The organism is Kocuria sp. NPDC057446 (assembly GCF_042802875.1).
Lineage (GTDB): Bacteria > Actinomycetota > Actinomycetes > Actinomycetales > Micrococcaceae > Kocuria.
Genome location: NZ_JBHVDI010000088.1, coordinates 1 through 15,340, shown reverse-complemented (window position 1 = coordinate 15,340; position 15,340 = coordinate 1). Strand labels below are relative to the sequence as shown.

General features: G+C 75.4%; 13 protein-coding genes. 10 read left to right on the top strand and 3 right to left on the bottom strand.

What is annotated here, in order from left to right; genetic code table 11:
• Positions 1 to 51: 51 nt before the first annotated feature.
• Both ACFU0Y_RS11645 and ACFU0Y_RS11640 read right to left on the bottom strand, forming a co-directional pair.
• The gene (locus ACFU0Y_RS11645) at positions 52 to 795 is read right to left on the bottom strand and encodes a PspA/IM30 family protein (protein WP_380214674.1); all 744 of its coding nucleotides are present in this window, start codon (positions 793 to 795) and stop codon (positions 52 to 54) included.
• Between the two features lie 147 nt (positions 796 to 942).
• Complete coding sequence (locus tag ACFU0Y_RS11640) at positions 943 to 3,015, bottom strand: TPM domain-containing protein (protein WP_380214673.1); 2,073 nt, start codon at positions 3,013 to 3,015, stop codon at positions 943 to 945.
• Positions 3,016 to 3,283: 268 nt separating this feature from the next.
• Here ACFU0Y_RS11640 and ACFU0Y_RS11635 point away from each other — a divergent pair, with 268 nt between their 5' ends.
• Positions 3,284 to 4,744, top strand: a complete 1,461-nt coding sequence (locus ACFU0Y_RS11635; RefSeq protein WP_380214672.1) for a S1C family serine protease — start codon at positions 3,284 to 3,286, stop codon at positions 4,742 to 4,744.
• A gap of 61 nt (positions 4,745 to 4,805) precedes the next feature.
• Here ACFU0Y_RS11635 and ACFU0Y_RS11630 read toward each other — a convergent pair whose 3' ends face one another.
• Positions 4,806 to 5,273 carry a tRNA (cytidine(34)-2'-O)-methyltransferase gene (locus tag ACFU0Y_RS11630; protein WP_380214671.1) on the bottom strand — a complete coding sequence of 156 codons (468 nt, stop codon included), beginning with the start codon at positions 5,271 to 5,273 and terminating at the stop codon, positions 4,806 to 4,808.
• Positions 5,274 to 5,331: 58 nt separating this feature from the next.
• Between ACFU0Y_RS11630 and ACFU0Y_RS11625 the strand changes: the two genes are divergently transcribed.
• The 9 genes from ACFU0Y_RS11625 to hpf all read left to right on the top strand — a co-directional run bounded on the left by ACFU0Y_RS11625 (position 5,332) and on the right by hpf (position 15,280).
• Positions 5,332 to 6,537, top strand: coding sequence for a cysteine desulfurase family protein (locus tag ACFU0Y_RS11625; protein WP_380214670.1), 1,206 nt, complete (start codon positions 5,332 to 5,334; stop codon positions 6,535 to 6,537).
• 122 nt (positions 6,538 to 6,659) lie between these two features.
• Positions 6,660 to 7,856 carry a tRNA 2-thiouridine(34) synthase MnmA gene (mnmA, locus tag ACFU0Y_RS11620; RefSeq protein WP_380214669.1) on the top strand — a complete coding sequence of 399 codons (1,197 nt, stop codon included), beginning with the start codon at positions 6,660 to 6,662 and terminating at the stop codon, positions 7,854 to 7,856.
• A 10-nt stretch (positions 7,857 to 7,866) separates the two neighbouring features.
• Complete coding sequence (locus ACFU0Y_RS11615; RefSeq protein ID WP_380214668.1) at positions 7,867 to 8,268, top strand: chorismate mutase; 402 nt, start codon at positions 7,867 to 7,869, stop codon at positions 8,266 to 8,268.
• Positions 8,265 to 9,317 (top strand): hypothetical protein, encoded by a 1,053-nt coding sequence (locus ACFU0Y_RS11610; protein ID WP_380214667.1) that lies wholly within the window; start codon positions 8,265 to 8,267, stop codon positions 9,315 to 9,317. Before ACFU0Y_RS11615 ends, ACFU0Y_RS11610 begins: the two co-directional genes overlap by 4 nt.
• Before the next feature lie 160 nt (positions 9,318 to 9,477).
• Positions 9,478 to 10,161: an MtrAB system response regulator MtrA gene (mtrA, locus tag ACFU0Y_RS11605; protein ID WP_380214666.1), complete on the top strand. Its 684-nt coding sequence runs from the start codon at positions 9,478 to 9,480 to the stop codon at positions 10,159 to 10,161.
• Positions 10,158 to 11,915, top strand: coding sequence for an MtrAB system histidine kinase MtrB (gene mtrB, locus ACFU0Y_RS11600; protein ID WP_380214665.1), 1,758 nt, complete (start codon positions 10,158 to 10,160; stop codon positions 11,913 to 11,915). Before mtrA ends, mtrB begins: the two co-directional genes overlap by 4 nt.
• A complete protein-coding gene (locus ACFU0Y_RS11595) occupies positions 11,912 to 13,606 on the top strand; it encodes an LpqB family beta-propeller domain-containing protein (RefSeq protein ID WP_380214664.1) in 1,695 nt (564 codons plus the stop codon). The genes mtrB and ACFU0Y_RS11595 overlap by 4 nt, the downstream gene beginning before the upstream one ends.
• Before the next feature lie 97 nt (positions 13,607 to 13,703).
• Complete coding sequence (locus tag ACFU0Y_RS11590) at positions 13,704 to 14,504, top strand: ComF family protein (RefSeq protein WP_380214662.1); 801 nt, start codon at positions 13,704 to 13,706, stop codon at positions 14,502 to 14,504.
• An 89-nt stretch (positions 14,505 to 14,593) separates the two neighbouring features.
• Positions 14,594 to 15,280, top strand: coding sequence for a ribosome hibernation-promoting factor, HPF/YfiA family (gene hpf / locus ACFU0Y_RS11585; RefSeq protein ID WP_380214661.1), 687 nt, complete (start codon positions 14,594 to 14,596; stop codon positions 15,278 to 15,280).
• Positions 15,281 to 15,340 lie beyond the last annotated feature (60 nt).

The following is a 15,340-nucleotide window of genomic DNA, read 5'->3' as shown; positions in this document are numbered from 1 at the left end:
CCCCACGGCCGCGGCCGTGGGGGCTCCTGCGCCCTCCGGGGACGGAGCGGGTCAGACCTCCTCGGAGGAGACGATCCGCTCTGCGTTCCTGGACTTCAGCGCGGCGAGCCGCGCCTCGATCTCCGACTGCTGGCCGAGGGACTCGAGGGACTCGAACTGCGCGTCCAGGGAGGACGCGGCGAGCTCCTGCTGTCCCAGGACGCGGGCCTCCTCGCGGCGGATCTTGTCCTCGAAGCGCGACACCTCGCTCGTCGGGTCGAGCACGTCGAAGGCCTTCAGCGCGTCCTGCACCTGCGACTGCGCCTGCACCGTCTTCTGCCGGGCGTTGAGCTCGTCCCGCTTGTTGGACAGCTCCTGGAGCTTGCCCCGCATCTTGTTCAGCCCGTCCTTGAGCTTCTCCACGACCTCGGTCTGGGACTGGATCTGCGGCTCGGCGCCCCGCGCCTCCGTCTCGTACTGGATCTGGCGCTGGAGCGCCACCTTGGCGAGGTTGTCGAACTTCTCGGCCTCGGAGGACCTGCCGGCCCCGCGGTACTCCTCGGCCTTGTTCGAGGCGGCGAGGGCCTTGTTGCCCCACTCCTGGGCCTCGCGCACATCCTCGGCGTGGTCCTGCTCCAGCAGGCGCAGGCTGCCGATGGTCTGGGCGACGGCGGCCTCCGCCTCGCGGATGTTCTCGGTGTAGTCGCGCACCATCTGGTCCAGCATGCGCTGCGGGTCCTCGGCGGCGTCGATCATGGCGTTGATGTTGGCCTTCGCCAGCTGGGCGATGCGGCCGAAGATGGACTGCTTGATCATGGTTCCTTCTCTCCTCTGGTGCTTCCCGGGAGGGTCTCCCGGGATCGTGGGTCGGTCAGGGTTCCTGTCCCGGCCGGAGGTGCTGGACCGGCCGGGGGTGTCGGGTCGGGCGGGTTCCACGGGGCGGCGGGGGCCCGGCGGCCGGGATCAGAAGCTGCCCCCGATGCCGCCGCCGAAGCCTCCGCCTCCGCCGCCGAACCCGCCGCCGAAGCTGCCGCCGAAGCCACCGCCTCCGCCGCCGCCGCCGCCGAAGCCGCCGCCGCCGTTGAGGATCGAGCCCAGCAGGATGCCGCCGAGCATGGCGCCGCCCAGGCCGCTGTTGGAGCGGCCCCGGTGTCCGCCCATGCCCACGGGCGTGCCGAAGCCGCCGTAGGAGAAGGAGTCGACGTCCCGCTGCGCGATGTACTGGGCCTCGCCGGCGAGGCGGACGGCCTCGTTGGCGTAGGTCAGCGCCTCCGAGGGGTCCGACCGCCGCGCCTGCTGGGCGGCCTCGAGGTAGCGCTCCGCCTCCGCGAGACGCGTGCGCGCCTCGGGACCGACACCGCCGCGCCGGGCCCAGATGTACTCGCTGGCCGAGCTGAGCTGGGCCTGCGCGGAGACGAGGGTGTGGGCGAGGGTCTCCCGCGCCGAGCGGTCCCGGTCGTTCTGGGAGCGCACCGAGGCGAGACCCTTGTCGAGCTCGTCCTTGGCCACCGCGAGGCGCCGGCTCAGACCGAGCGGATCGATCCGGCCCGCGCGCATCTGCTCCTCGACCGTGCGCAGGACGGCGCCGACGCCGGCGACCGCTCCCGCGAGCTCCGGGTTCGAGCCGCGCCGGACGAGGGCCTCCGCCTCCGCGACGTCCCGCTGGGCGATGGTCACGGCGTCCTTGAGGGACTCCTCGGCGTGGGCCAGCTCGGTGGCCGCGTGCTCCACGGCGTCGAGCAGGCCCCCGGCCTGCCCCACGCCCTCCTCGGCGGCGCGGATGTCCAGCACGGCGTCGCTCGTGCGCCCGGCGGCGAGGTCGGTGCGGGCCTCCTGCACGGCGGTGTCCACGAAGTCGAGCCGGTCCCGGGCCTGGTCGATGTTGTCCTTGACGGGGGCGAGCGCGGTCTCGTGGTAGCGGGCGGTCAGCTCCCGCAGCCGGGCGTCGGCCGTCGAGAAGCGGGGGCGCACGGCCTCGGCCTGGCGCCGGACGTCCTCGAGGGCCTCCGGGGCCCGGGACTCCAGCCGGCGCAGGGAGCTGAAGGCCTCCTGGTGCTCCTGGAGCGGGCGCTGGGCGTCCTGGGAGCGGGCGATGATCTCCCCGAGCCAGGCCCGCTGCTGCTCCTCGGTGTCGGGGATGTGGTCCTCGAGCTGCTGCTGGAGGGCGAAGGAGGCCTGCATGTGCTTCTTGGCGTCCTGGATGGCCCGGCGGAACGGCTCGACCTGCTCGTCCCCGTACTGCAGCTGCGCGAAGGCCAGCTCCTGCTCGGAGTGCTGGATGGCGTTGTCCGTGGACACGAGCAGCTCCCCGGCCCGCTTGCGCAGCTCCGGGACCGGGACGGCCGGGTGCGGGCGGCCGGGTCCCTGGGGCCCGCCCCCGCCGGTGGGCCCGCCGTGCGGGGCGGGACCCTGCTGCCGGCGCTTCTTGTTGCGGGCGGCCATGCCGTAGACGGCGAGCCCGCCCAGGCCGAGCGCGCCGAGGCCGAGCAGGCCGAAGCCCGCGCCGCCCCCGTCGGAGCTGTCCTGGGTCCCCGCAGGAGCCCCGGAGAGCTCCGTCTCGATGCCCTCGACGGCGCCCGCGACCGCGCCGTCCCAGTCGTCGGCGGCGAGCGCCGGCGTGATGTGCTGCCGGTTGATGCGCTCCTGCTGCTCGGCGCTGAGGGGGCCGGTCGAGTACGCGGAGAAGCGCTGCTGGCGGTCCTCCGTGGCGACGACCAGCACCGCGTCCGAGCTGCCGAGATCGTTGAGCTCGGCGAACTCCTGCAGCCACGCGTCGGGGTCCGAGGGGTTCGTGAAGGAGTCGACGAACACCGCGGTCAGGGTGATGCCCTCCTGGGTGGCGAGCTGGCGCACGTCCTCGGCGAGCGCCGCGGGGTCCTCCAGGACCCCGGACTCGTCGACGATCCGCTCACCGGGGGGCACGTCGACGGGCGGCTGGGCGACGGCAGCACCCACGGGTACGAGCAGGGCGAGCGTCAGGCCGCAGCCGGCGGCGGTCCGTCGGGCAATGGGGCGCCAGTGCATGATCTCCCTCACGTGGTCGGTGCTCCTGATTCTAGGACGGGCCCGCCGCGGCGGAACGACCGGCGCGGGGCCTACGCGCAGGGCGAAACCACAAGGCGGCTGATGACCTGTCGCACCGCGTCCGGCGCGGGCACGGGCGCCGTCCGGGCGGCATCCTGCCGGCGCCCAGGTCTCTCAGCCCCGTCTCAGTGCGGGCGTGGATACTGGTGGACAGAGCCGCCCGCGCCGCCCGGTCCGCACCGGGACCGGCCGGGCCCGTCCCTGTCCAGGAGGAGCCCCCATGTCCGAGCCCCGCGACCCCCGTGACGGCACCGATCCGCAGCTCACGCAGCCCCTTCCGCGGGTCGGCGGCCGTTCTGCCGCGGATCCGTGGACGCCCGGTCCCGCGCAGGACACCCGTCCCGTCTACGGGATGCGGCCCGGAGGCCAGGACGCGGGCCCGTATCCCGGGGCGTGGCAGGGCGGCGGGGATCCCGCCGGCCAGCGGCCCTGGGACGGCGGGTCCGAGGCCGCCGGCCGCCGGCAGCGGCGCCGCTTCTCCGGGGGCTCGCTCGTGACGGGCATGGTCCTGGCCGCGCTGGTCGGGGCCGGGGCGGCGGTGGGGACGGACGCCCTGCTGGACGGTGGCGGTGCGGCGCCGGCCGCGGGCGGGCCGGGGTCCAGCTCGATCATCGTCAACGACCAGGACGAGGTGAACGCGGTCACCGCCGCGGCCGTGAAGGCGTCCCCGTCCGTGGTGACGATCTCCGCGTCCGGCGGCGGTCAGAACGGCTCAGGGTCCGGTGTGATCATCGACGACGCGGGGCACATTCTCACCAACACGCACGTGGTGACCCTCGACGGCAACACGAGCAGCCCCTCCCTCGAGGTGCAGCTCGACGACGGCAGGGTGCTGCCCGCGGAGGTGGTCGGCACGGACCCGCTGTCCGACCTCGCGGTGCTGAAGGTCGACGCCCAGGGTCTGACCCCGGCGGCCCTGGGCTCCCTGGCCGACGTCAACGTGGGGGACCGGGCCATCGCCATCGGCGCGCCGCTGGGCCTCGCGGGCACGGTGACCGACGGGATCGTCTCCACCCTGAACCGGACGATCACGGTGGCCTCCTCCGCCGCGCCGAGCACGCCCTCGGAGGGCGAGGGCGACGAGCAGGGCAACGGCAACGACTTCTTCTTCAACTTCCCGGACGAGGACGGCGGCCCCGGCGGCCGCTCGCAGGGGTCCTCGCCGTCGGTGTTCCTCAACGTGATCCAGACCGACGCCGCCATCAACCCGGGCAACTCGGGCGGGCCCCTGATCAACACGGACGGCGAGGTGATCGGGATCAACGTGGCCATCGCCTCCGCCGGCTCCGGCACCGAGGCCGGCAACATCGGCGTGGGCTTCTCGATCCCGGTCGACACCGCGAAGCGGGTGGCCGAGGAGATCATCGAGAGCGGCCGGGCCACCCACGGCTACCTCGGCACGAGCGTGAGCGCCGCACCGGGCGCGGAGGGCCGGAGCCGCGCGTTCTCCGACGGCGCCGCGGTGCAGGAGGTCGTCCCCGGCTCACCGGCCGACGACGCCGGGCTCGAGGTGGACGACGTCATCACCGAGTTCAACGGGCACCGCATCCAGGACGCGAGCTCCCTGACAGCGGCCGTGCGCGAACTGCCCGCCGGCGGCACCGGGACGATGACGTTCGTGCGGGACGGCGAGGAGCGCACCGTGGAGGTGACGGTCGGCGACGCCGACGAGCAGCGGTGAGCGGCGTGGGGCCGTGCCCCACGGGCAGCGGGGCCCGGCGGCGGCGCCGTGCCCCGAGGGGCTACCGCCCGGCGCCCGCGAAGCCCAGCTGGCGCCACGCCTCGTAGACGGCGATGGACGCCGAGTTGGCGAGGTTCAGGGACCGGCGGGCCGGGAGCATGGGGATGCGGACCCGCGCGGTGACGTGCGGGTCCGCCTTCACCGCGGCGGGCAGGCCCACCGACTCCGGCCCGAACAGCAGCACGTCCCCGGGACGGTAGGCCACCTCCGTGTGCGCGATCTCGCCGTCGGTGGTGAACGCCCAGACGCGCTCGGGGGCCAGGGCGGCCCAGGCCGCCTCCAGGTCCGGGTGGACGGTCAGCACCGCGAGGTCGTGGTAGTCCAGCCCGGCCCGGCGCAGGTGCGCGGAGCCGAAGTCGAAGCCCAGCGGCTCCACGAGGTGCAGCTCGGCCCCGGTGACCGCGGCGAGCCGGATCGCGTTGCCGGTGTTGCCCGGGATCTCGGGGGTGTGGAAGAGGATGCGGAGCATGACCGCCAGTCTACGGACGCCGGGCGCCCGCCCCGGCCGGGGCCCTAGACTGGCGTCCGTGCCGCACGAGCCCGTCTACCTCGACCACGCCGCCACCGCGCCGCTCCGGCCCTCCGCGCTCGCCGCGGTCGCCGAGCAGCTGGCGCGCGGCGGCAACCCGTCCTCCCTGCACCGGCCCGGCCGCGCGGCGCGCGCCGTCGTCGAGCTGGCCCGCGAGGAGGTCGCCGCGGCCCTCGGCGCGGAGCCCGTCGAGGTGGTCTTCACCTCCGGCGGCACCGAGGCCGACAACCTGGGCGTCCAGGGCCTGTACCGGCACCGGCGCGCGCAGGACCCCCGCCGCCGCCGCGTCCTCGCCTCCGCCGTGGAGCACGCCGCGGTCGCGGACACCGTCGAGTGGCTGGCCGCCCACGAAGGCGCGGAGGCGGTCTGGCTGCCCGTCGACGCGGCCGGGCGGGTGGACCCGGACGCCGTGCGTGAGGAGCTGGCCCGGGACCCGGGCGCCGTCGCCCTGCTGACCGTGATGTGGGCGAACAACGAGGTGGGCGCCGTCCAGCCCGTCGCGGAGCTCGCCGCGACCGCAGAGGAGCACGGGATCCCCTTCCACTGCGACGCCGTGCAGGCCTTCGGCTCCCTGCCCGTCGACGCGCACCTGCCCGGGCTCACCACGCTGGCCGTCTCCGCCCACAAGGTGGGCGGGCCGGTGGGCGCCGGCGCCCTCGTGGCCGGGCGCACCGTGGGACTGTCGCCCGTCCAGCACGGCGGGGGACAGGAGCGCACGGTGCGCTCGGGCACCCTCGACGCCGCCGCGCTCGCCGGTTTCGGCGTGGCGGCACGGGAGGCCGCCGCGGAGCGGGAGACCGAGGCGGAGCGGCTCGCCGTCCTGCGCGACCGGCTGGTGGAGGGCGTGCGGCGGATCGTGCCGGACGCCGTCCTGCGCGGGCCCGAGGACCGGGAGCACGCGGGGACCCGGCTGCCCGGCAACGCCCACTTCACGTTCCCGGGGTGCGAGGGGGACTCCCTGCTGTTCCTGCTGGACGGCGCCGGGATCGCCTCCTCCACGGGCTCCGCCTGCCACGCCGGGGTGCCCCGCGCGTCCTCCGTGCTGCTGGCCATGGGGCTGGACGAGGCCACCGCGCGCGGCGCCCAGCGCTTCAGCCTGGGCCGCACCAGCACCGACGCCGACGTCGACGCCCTGCTCGCCGTGCTGCCCGAGGTCCACCGGCGGGCGCTGCGCGCCGGGCTCTCCGGCGCGGCACGGGCCTGACCCCTCCCCGGCCCGACCACGCGCCCGCACGCGGTGCCCCGTCCGGTCGGGGAATACCGGCCCGCCGCGCCCCGTTGAGGACACGGACCACCGAACCACCGAACCCTGGAGACGATCTCACCGTGCGAGTACTGGCAGCCATGAGCGGCGGCGTCGACTCGGCCGTGGCGGCGGCCCGGGCCGTCGACGCCGGCCACGAGGTGACGGGCGTCCACCTGGCGCTCTCGCGCACCCCCGGCACCCTGCGTACCGGCTCCCGGGGCTGCTGCACCATCGAGGACTCCCGCGACGCGTGGCGCGCCGCCGACGTCCTCGGCATCCCGTACTACGTGTGGGACTTCTCCGAGCGCTTCCAGGCCGACGTCGTCGACGACTTCGTGGCGGAGTACGCGGCGGGACGCACCCCCAACCCCTGCCTGCGCTGCAACGAGAAGATCAAGTTCGCCGCCCTGCTCGAGAAGGCCCTCGCCCTGGGCTTCGACGCCGTCTGCACCGGCCACTACGCCAAGGTGGTCGAGGACCCCGCCGGCGGCCGGCAGCTACACCGCGCCGCGGACTGGGCCAAGGACCAGTCCTACGTCCTCGGGGTGCTCACCGCCGAGCAGCTCGAGCACGTGCTCCTGCCGCTCGCGGAGACCCCCTCCAAGGCCGAGGTCCGCGCCGAGGCCGCCCGCCGCGGTCTTTCCGTGGCGAGCAAGCCGGACTCCCACGACATCTGCTTCATCCCCGACGGCGACACCCGCGGCTGGCTCGCGGAGCGCATCGAGATGAGCGAGGGCCGGATCAAGGACGTCGAGGGCAACGTGGTCGGCACCCACCCCGGCGCCAACGCCTTCACCGTGGGCCAGCGCAAGGGTCTGCGCATCGGCACCCCGGCCCCCGACGGGAAGCCGCGCTTCGTCCTGGAGATCCGGCCGAAGACCAACGAGGTGATCGTGGGCCCGCAGGCGATGCTGGCCGTCGACGAGCTGCGCGGCATCCGCCCCTCCTGGGCCGGGGCGCCCGTGCCCGAGGCGGGGCCGCTGCTGGGCCCGGCGGCCGCCGCCGGCGCCGCCTCGGCCCCGTTCCCCGTGCTCGCCCAGGTCCGGGCGCACGGGGACCCCGTTCCCGCCCGGGCCCACCTCGAGCTCGTCGAGGGGCCCGACGGCGGCCCGGAGCCCGAGCTCGTGGTCCGCCTCGAGGAGCCCCTGCGCGGTGTCGCCCCCGGCCAGTCGGTGGTGCTCTACCAGGGCACCCGGGTCCTCGGCCAGGCCACCGTGGACCGCGCCCACTCCCTGGCCCGCCCCGACGTCGCCGGCGGGCCCGGTCCCGGCCGATAGACTGGCCGGCATGAGCGCACCGCACCCCCACGCCTCCGCCGACGTCCGGGCCCACGAGGACTTCGACGCCGCCGCGTCCTCGCTGCAGGAGCAGGCCGAGCCTCGCGTGCTCGACGAGCTGCGGTCCATCCGCGGCACCATCGACAACATCGACGCCGCCCTGGTGCACCTGCTCGCGGAGCGGTTCAAGGCCACCCAGCGCGTCGGCGTCCTCAAGGCCACCCACGGCCTGCCCGCCGGCGATCCGGACCGCGAGGCCGCCCAGATCGGCCGGCTCCGGGCGCTCGCGGCGTCCGCGCAGCTCGACCCCGAGTTCGCCGAGAAGTTCCTGAACTTCATCATCAGCGAGGTCATCCGCCACCACGTGGCCCTCTCCGAGGACCACCGGCGGCAGGACGACGACCCCTCGTGAGCCGCAGCGCCCCGCCCGGCCGCCGGCGCACCGACCCCGACGTCCCCGGCGTCGTGGGCACGGCCCTCGGCGCGATGCCGGGCACGGACGTCGTGGAGTCCGTCACGCTGCTGCGGGGCGAGCTCGGGGCCCCGCACATCTCGTTCCTCCCGCTGCTGCCGGCCCGCGGCCCGGCCGCCGACCCCGTGGCCCGCACGGCCGCGGTGCTCGACGAGCTGTACGCGGACCAGCAGCCCCACGGTCTGCGCGTGTCCGGGGTGCCGGGCAAGGACTCCCGGTCGGCCCGGGCGCTGCTGGCCGCCGACGTCAACGTGCTGGCGGACGTGATCGGCGCCGAGAGCGGCCCCGACGACGCACCGGTCAAGACCCAGCTCCTCGGCCCGCTCACCCTGGCCGCCCGGCTCCACCTGCACGCCGGGGAGCGAGCGCTCAAGGACCACGGCGCCCGCCGCGACATCGCGGACTCCCTGGCCTCCGGCGTCCGGGAGCACATCCGGGCGGTGCGCGCCGCAGCGCCGGGCCGCGACGTCCTCGTCCAGCTGGACGAGCCGGAGCTCGCCCGGGTGCTCGCGGGCGCCCTGCCCACGATGAGCGGCTACCGGACCCTGCGCGCGGTCCCCGGCGCGGAGGCCCGGAGATCGCTCGGCGCGGTCGTCGAGGCCTGCCGCGCGGCCGGTGCCGCCGGCGTCGCCCTCCGGCTGCCGCCCGGGGTCGAGCCCCGGCTCGCCCGGGAGGCCGGTGCCGACGCCGTGCAGGTGCCCGCCCCGACCGGCCCCGTCCAGGACTGGGAGCCGCTCGCCGGGCTCGTCGAGGACGGCGTGCAGCTGTGGCTCGGCCTCGTCCCGCTGACCGGGGGACCGCCCCGGACGGTCGCCGCGGACGTGTGGTCCGTCTGGCGGGACCTCGGCCTGACGGCCGCCGCGCTCGACCTCGTCCGGATCGCACCGCGCGAGGAACTCGACGCCCTGGGCCCCGCCGCGCTGCGCGACGTCCTCGCGCGGGTCACCGGGACCGCCTCGGCGCTGGCCAGGACCGCCGCCGAGGCGTGAGCCCGTCCCACCTGGTGGACCGACACACTCCGCCCCGAGGTGCGGGGCGGGCCGCAATCGGCCACAATGCAGGTGGACCCCGGTCCACCACGACGCCCCGGACGCCCCGGGCCACGGTGCCCCCGCCCCGGCGGGGCCGCCACACACCACCGGAGAGGCGATGAACGCGCGAATACTGGTCGTCGACGACGACGCCGCCCTGTCGGAGATGATCGGGATCGTCCTGACCGCGGAGGGCTTCGAGCCCGTCTTCTGCTACGACGGCGCCACCGCCGTGGACACCTTCCGGGCCGTGCGCCCGGACCTGCTGCTGCTCGACCTCATGCTCCCGGGCAAGGACGGCATCCAGGTCTGCCGCGAGATCCGCACGATCTCGGACGTCCCGGTCGTCATGCTCACCGCCAAGTCGGACACCGTCGACGTGGTCCGCGGGCTGGAGGCCGGGGCCGACGACTACGTGCCCAAGCCCTTCAAGCCCGCCGAGCTCGTCGCCCGGGTCAAGGCCCGGCTGCGCCCCGTCGAGCGCGCCAACTCGCAGGAGCTGCGGATCGGCGACCTCACCATCGACGTGAGCGGGCACAGCGTGCACCGCGGGGACCACGAGATCGGCCTCACCCCGCTGGAGTTCGACCTGCTCACCGCGCTGGCGCGCGCCCCGCACCAGGTGTTCTCGCGGGAGATGCTGCTCCGCGACGTGTGGGGCTACCAGCACGCCGCCGACACCCGGCTCGTCAACGTCCACGTGCAGCGGCTGCGCTCCAAGATCGAGCGGGACCCGGAGAGCCCCGAGATCGTGGTCACCGTGCGCGGCGTCGGCTACAAGGCGGGCACGTCCGTCCGATGACCCCGCCGGACGCCGCCGCCTCCCCCCGGCGCCGCGGGCCGGCCCGTGCCGCGACCCGACGGCTGCGGCTGGGGCGGCTCCTGCTGGCCCGCCGGTGGCGGCAGTCCCTGCAGTTCCGCGCCATCGCCGTGTCCCTGTCGCTGACCGCGCTGGCCTTCTTCGTGACGGGCAGCTTCCTCTCCCACCAGATCGCGGACCGGCTGTTCTCCGAGCGGCTGGGCCAGGTCCTCGCCTCCGCCACCGCCGACTTCGAGCAGGTGCAGGCCAGCTTCGACGCCTCGGACGCCTCGGACCGCGACGAGCTGCAGGCCCTCGTGGCCTCGACCCTCGGCTCCCTCTCGGTCGACGGCGCGGAGACGGAGCGCTGGATCCTGCTCCCGATGGACTTCACGAGCGGCCAGACCCTCATCCCGGCGCAGAGCCAGAGCCCCTGGATGACGTCGAGCACCGTGCCGCAGCAGCTGCAGGAGCGGCTCGCGGAGCAGGACGGCGTGTTCTGGCAGCCCGCCTCGGTCCGGGTGACGGAGAACGGGGAGGAGGCCCCCGTCATCGTCGTCGGCACCGTGGTGGACCTCTACCAGAACAGCCGCTACGGGCTCTACCTCGTCTACGACTTCTCCGAGCCGCAGCGGACCCTCGACGCGATGCACGCCGTGCTGCTCCTGTCGGTGGTCGTCCTGCTCCTGCTCGTGGGCGCCATCGTCTGGTACGTCACCCGCGAGGTCGTCCGCCCCGTCTCCAGCACGGCCCGCGTGGCCGAGCAGCTCGCGGACGGCGACCTGGGCGTGCGGATGCCCGTCAGCGGCTCGCACGAGGTCGCGCGTCTCGCCCGGTCCTTCAACCGCATGGCGGACAGCCTGCAGGAGCAGATCACCCAGCTCGAGCAGCTGTCCTCGATGCAGCAGACCTTCGTCTCGGACGTCTCCCACGAGCTGCGCACCCCGCTGACCACGGTGCGGATGGCGGCCGAGGTGCTGTTCAACGCCCGTGAGGACTTCGACCCCGTCAACCGGCGCTCCGCCGAGCTGCTGTACCACCAGGTGGACCGCTTCGACTCCCTGCTGGCCGACCTCCTGGAGATCTCCCGCTTCGACGCGGGAGCGGCGCGGCTGGAGGTGGCCAGCGTCGAGCTGTTCTCGGTGGTGCACGACGTCGTGGAGGCCGCCGCCCCGCTGGCCGTCTCCTCCGGCTCCACGGTGCGGGTGCGCTCGGAGCTGTCCCGCTGCACCGTCCAGGGGGACCAGCGGCGGATCGAGCGGATCCTGCGCAACCTCGTGGTCAACGCTCTCGAGCACGGGGAGGGGCGGCCCATCGAGATCGTCGTGGGGGCCTCCGAGGTGGCCGCGGCCGTGGCGGTGCGCGACCACGGCATCGGGATGACCGAGGAGGAGGCCGCCAAGGTGTTCCACCGCTTCTGGCGCGCGGACCCGGCCCGGGCGCGCACGACCGGCGGGACGGGGCTCGGCCTGGCCATCGCCACCGAGGACACGCGGCTGCACGGCGGCCGGCTCGACGTCTGGGGCGCCCCGGGGGAGGGCGCGTGCTTCCGCCTCACCCTGCCCCGGACCCGCGCCCGGCGCCTGCTGCCCGACGACGAGAGCCCGCTCGGGCTGCCGCCCGACGCCGACGCGTACCCGGAGACGGCGGTGGTGACGCGGACGGGCACGCTGGCGCTGGCGCCCGCCGCCCCGGCGGAGCGGACGCCCCCGGCCGCCGCAGTGCCGCCGGCCGACGCCGAGGAGGACCGCCCATGAGCAGGACCCGGCGGCTGACCCGCACGGCCGCGCTGTCCCTGGCCGCGGTCGTGGCGATCGGCGGCTGCGGAGCCATTCCCCGGTCCGGGCCCGTGCACCGGCACGCCGAGCCCACCCGGTCCGCGGTCCAGCCCAGCTACGACGTCGCGCCGGCCGGGCCCCGCGAGGGGGCGACGCCGGAGCAGATCGTGCGGGGCTTCCTCGCGGCCGGGACCGGCGTGGCCGACGACTACTCCGTGGCCCGCGAGTACCTCACCCCGGAGCTGGCCGGCACCTGGCACCCCGACGCCCGCACCCTCGTGCACCGCGGCGACGCCGCGCCCGTGCCCCGGCTCGAGGACAACGAGTACCGGGTGAACCTCGAGGTGGACAGCGTGGTCGACGGCACCGGCGTGATCGAGCGCAAGCCGGCGGGCGCCACCGAGGTCCTCGACTTCGACGTGGTCCAGGTGGACGGCCAGTGGCGGATCTCCGACGCCCCGGACGCGACGGCGCTCACCCCGGCCGACTTCGAGGACATCTTCGAGCCCCACCACCTGTACTTCGCGGACGAGGACCTGTCCAACGTCGTGGTCGACCCCCGGTGGTTCCCGGACCGGGTGCCCGTCTCGACGTCGATCGTGCGGGCCCTGCTCGGCGGCCCGGCGCCGTACCTGCGGGGCGCGGTGACCTCGGCGTTCCCGGCCGGGACCACGCTGGCGCGCTCGGCGGTGCCCGTGCGGGACGGCACGGCCACGGTGGAGCTCAGCGTGCCCGAGTTCGACCCCGCGAACATCGAGATCAACCGGCGGATGCACGACCAGCTCTCCCTGAGCCTCCGCTCGCTCACCGCGGTCAACGACGTGGAGCTGCTCGTCGACGGGGCGCCCGTGGAGCTGGGCGCGGGGTGGACGGACACCGCCCCCGTGCAGGACGTCACCGTCCCGTCCCGCCAGGTGGGGCTGCGCGACGGCGAGCTGGTGTTCTACCAGGGCGGCCAGACCGAGAGCGTCGACGGGATCCCGCCGCTGGACGACCACCGCCCGTCCAGCCCCGCGATGGACGCCGCCGCCGAGCACTTCGCGTTCGTGGACGCGGGCACCGGCTCGCTGGTGACCGTGGCCCGGGAGCAGGAGCCCGAGGAGCGCTTCAGCGGGACCGGTCTGACGCGCCCCAGCTTCGACGAGCACGGGTGGGTGTGGACCGCGGACTCCGCAGGGACCGCCAGGGCCGTGCGCACGGGCCCGGACTCCGGGGAGCCGGTCCGGGTCGAGGCGTCCTGGCTCGCGGCACGGACCGTGACCTCCCTGCGGGTCTCCCGCGGGGGCACGCGCGCGCTCGTCGTCACGGAGGACGACGGGGTCTCGCAGATCTGGCTGGCCGGCGTGGTGCGAGAGCCCGACGGGACGCCCCGGCGGCTCAACGAGCCGACCCGGGTCGCGGCGGACGTGGACGTGGACGTGGCCCTGTGGCTCAGCGACCGGGAGTTCGTCGCGGCCCCGCTCGGCGGCACGGGCTCCGTCCGGCCCCGCGTCTACGACGTGTCCGGGCGCTTCCGCGAGCTGCCCGGCCTCGTGGGGCTCACCGGGCTCAGCGGGGGCAACGGCACGTCCTCCGTCTACGCCGTGGCGGGCGGCACCTTGCACATGCTCACCGGCAACGCCTGGGCGCCGCAGAGCGAGGACGTGCTGGACACGGCGTTCGCCGGCTGAGACCGCCCGGCGGACACCGCCGCGGTCCACAGGCCCGGCTGTCCGGACCGTGGGGCCGGACCCGTCCGGACCGGCACGCCCGGGACAGGATGGGCCCATGCCCATGCCCACGACCCCGGCCAGCCGCCGCGCCCTCGACCGGGCGGCGACGCGGGTCCTCGACCGGCTGTCCGAGGCCGCCGAGGTGCTCCTGCCCGTGGAGTGCGCCGTGTGCCGCGCCCCGGGGGCGGGGCTGTGCCGCGCCTGCCGGCTGGTGCTGCGCCGTTCCTGCGCCCGTCCCTTCGAGGCGTCCTCGGCCGCTCCGCTGCTCGACCCGCCGCTGCCCGTCGTCGCCGCCGGGCGCTACGCCCACGGACTCGCCACGTGCCTGCTCGCGCTCAAGAGCACCGGGCGCACCGACCTGGTCCCCGTGCTCGCCGCCTGCCTGGCCACGGCCCTGCACACGGCCGCACCGGACTGGCCGCCCGGGCCCGTGCTGCTCGTCCCCGTGCCGTCCGGCCCGGCGGCCCTGCGGCGGCGCTGGTTCGACCCCGTGCGGCTGCTGCTGGAGGACTGCGCGCGCCGCGGCGTGCTCCCGGCCGGCACGGTCGTGCGCCGGGACCTCCGCCACCGGGGGACCCCGGCCCTGCTCACCGGCCCGTCGCAGAAGCGGCTGGGCACCGCGGGCCGGCGGAGCCGTCCCGGCGGGACCCTGCGGGGCACCGCGGGGCCCGGCGCGCGGTGCGTCGTCGTCGACGACGTGCTGACGACGGGGGCGACCCTCGGGGAGGCAGCCCGGGCCCTGCGGGCCGGCGGTGCCGAGGTGGTCGGCGCGGTGGTGCTCGCCGCCGTGCGTCCTCCCGCGGTTCCGCTCAGCGCTGATCCGGGACCGGCCCGGCCTGGTGCTTATCCCGTGTGATTCCACTAACGTTGAGTCACGGGACGCAACAATCCTCCCGGGTGGGCGGCCCTGTCCGCCCACGTCACCCCCGAGATTTGGAGGGCATCATGGAACTGAACGTCATGGGGCGCAACGTCGCCGTACCGGAGCGGTTCAAGGAGTACGCCGCCGAGAAGGTCGTCAAGTTCGAGGAGCTGGGCGAGAAGGTCCAGCGCATTGATGTCAAGGTCACGAAGGACCACGCGCTGCCCGGCCACCAGGGCATGGGCGTGGAGATCACGGTCTCCGGCCGCGGCCCCGTCCTGCGGGCCGAGGCCCGCGGCGACGACAAGTTCGCCGCCTTCGACGAGGCCTACAGCAAGCTCCTCGAGCGCCTGCGCCGCGCCCGCGACCGCCGCAAGGTGCACCGCGGCGCCCACCGCCCCACGGCTGTTCACGAGGCCACGGGAACCCTGCCCGTGGTCCCGAGTTCCGGGCCCATCTACACCACCGCCGAGGAGCTCGCGACCGCCGAGCAGGAGGCGTTCGACCAGAGCGTGAGCCTCACCGACGCGGTCACCCCCGTCGAGATCCGGCGCAAGCGCTTCCCGGCCTCCGAGCTGAGCGTCGACGAGGCCGTCGACCACATGGAGCTGGTCGGCCACGACTTCTACCTCTTCGTCGACAAGGAGACCGGCGAGCCCTCCGCCGTCTACCGTCGCAAGGGCTGGAGCTACGGCGTCATCAGCCTCAGCGACAACGGCGAGGAGTCCGAGGAGAGCGTCCGGGCCTACCAGCCCGAGCCCGCCCGCTGACCGCACCCCGTGACGGCGGGATCCCGCCGGCTGGGTGCCGGCCGGGTCCCGCCCCGGACG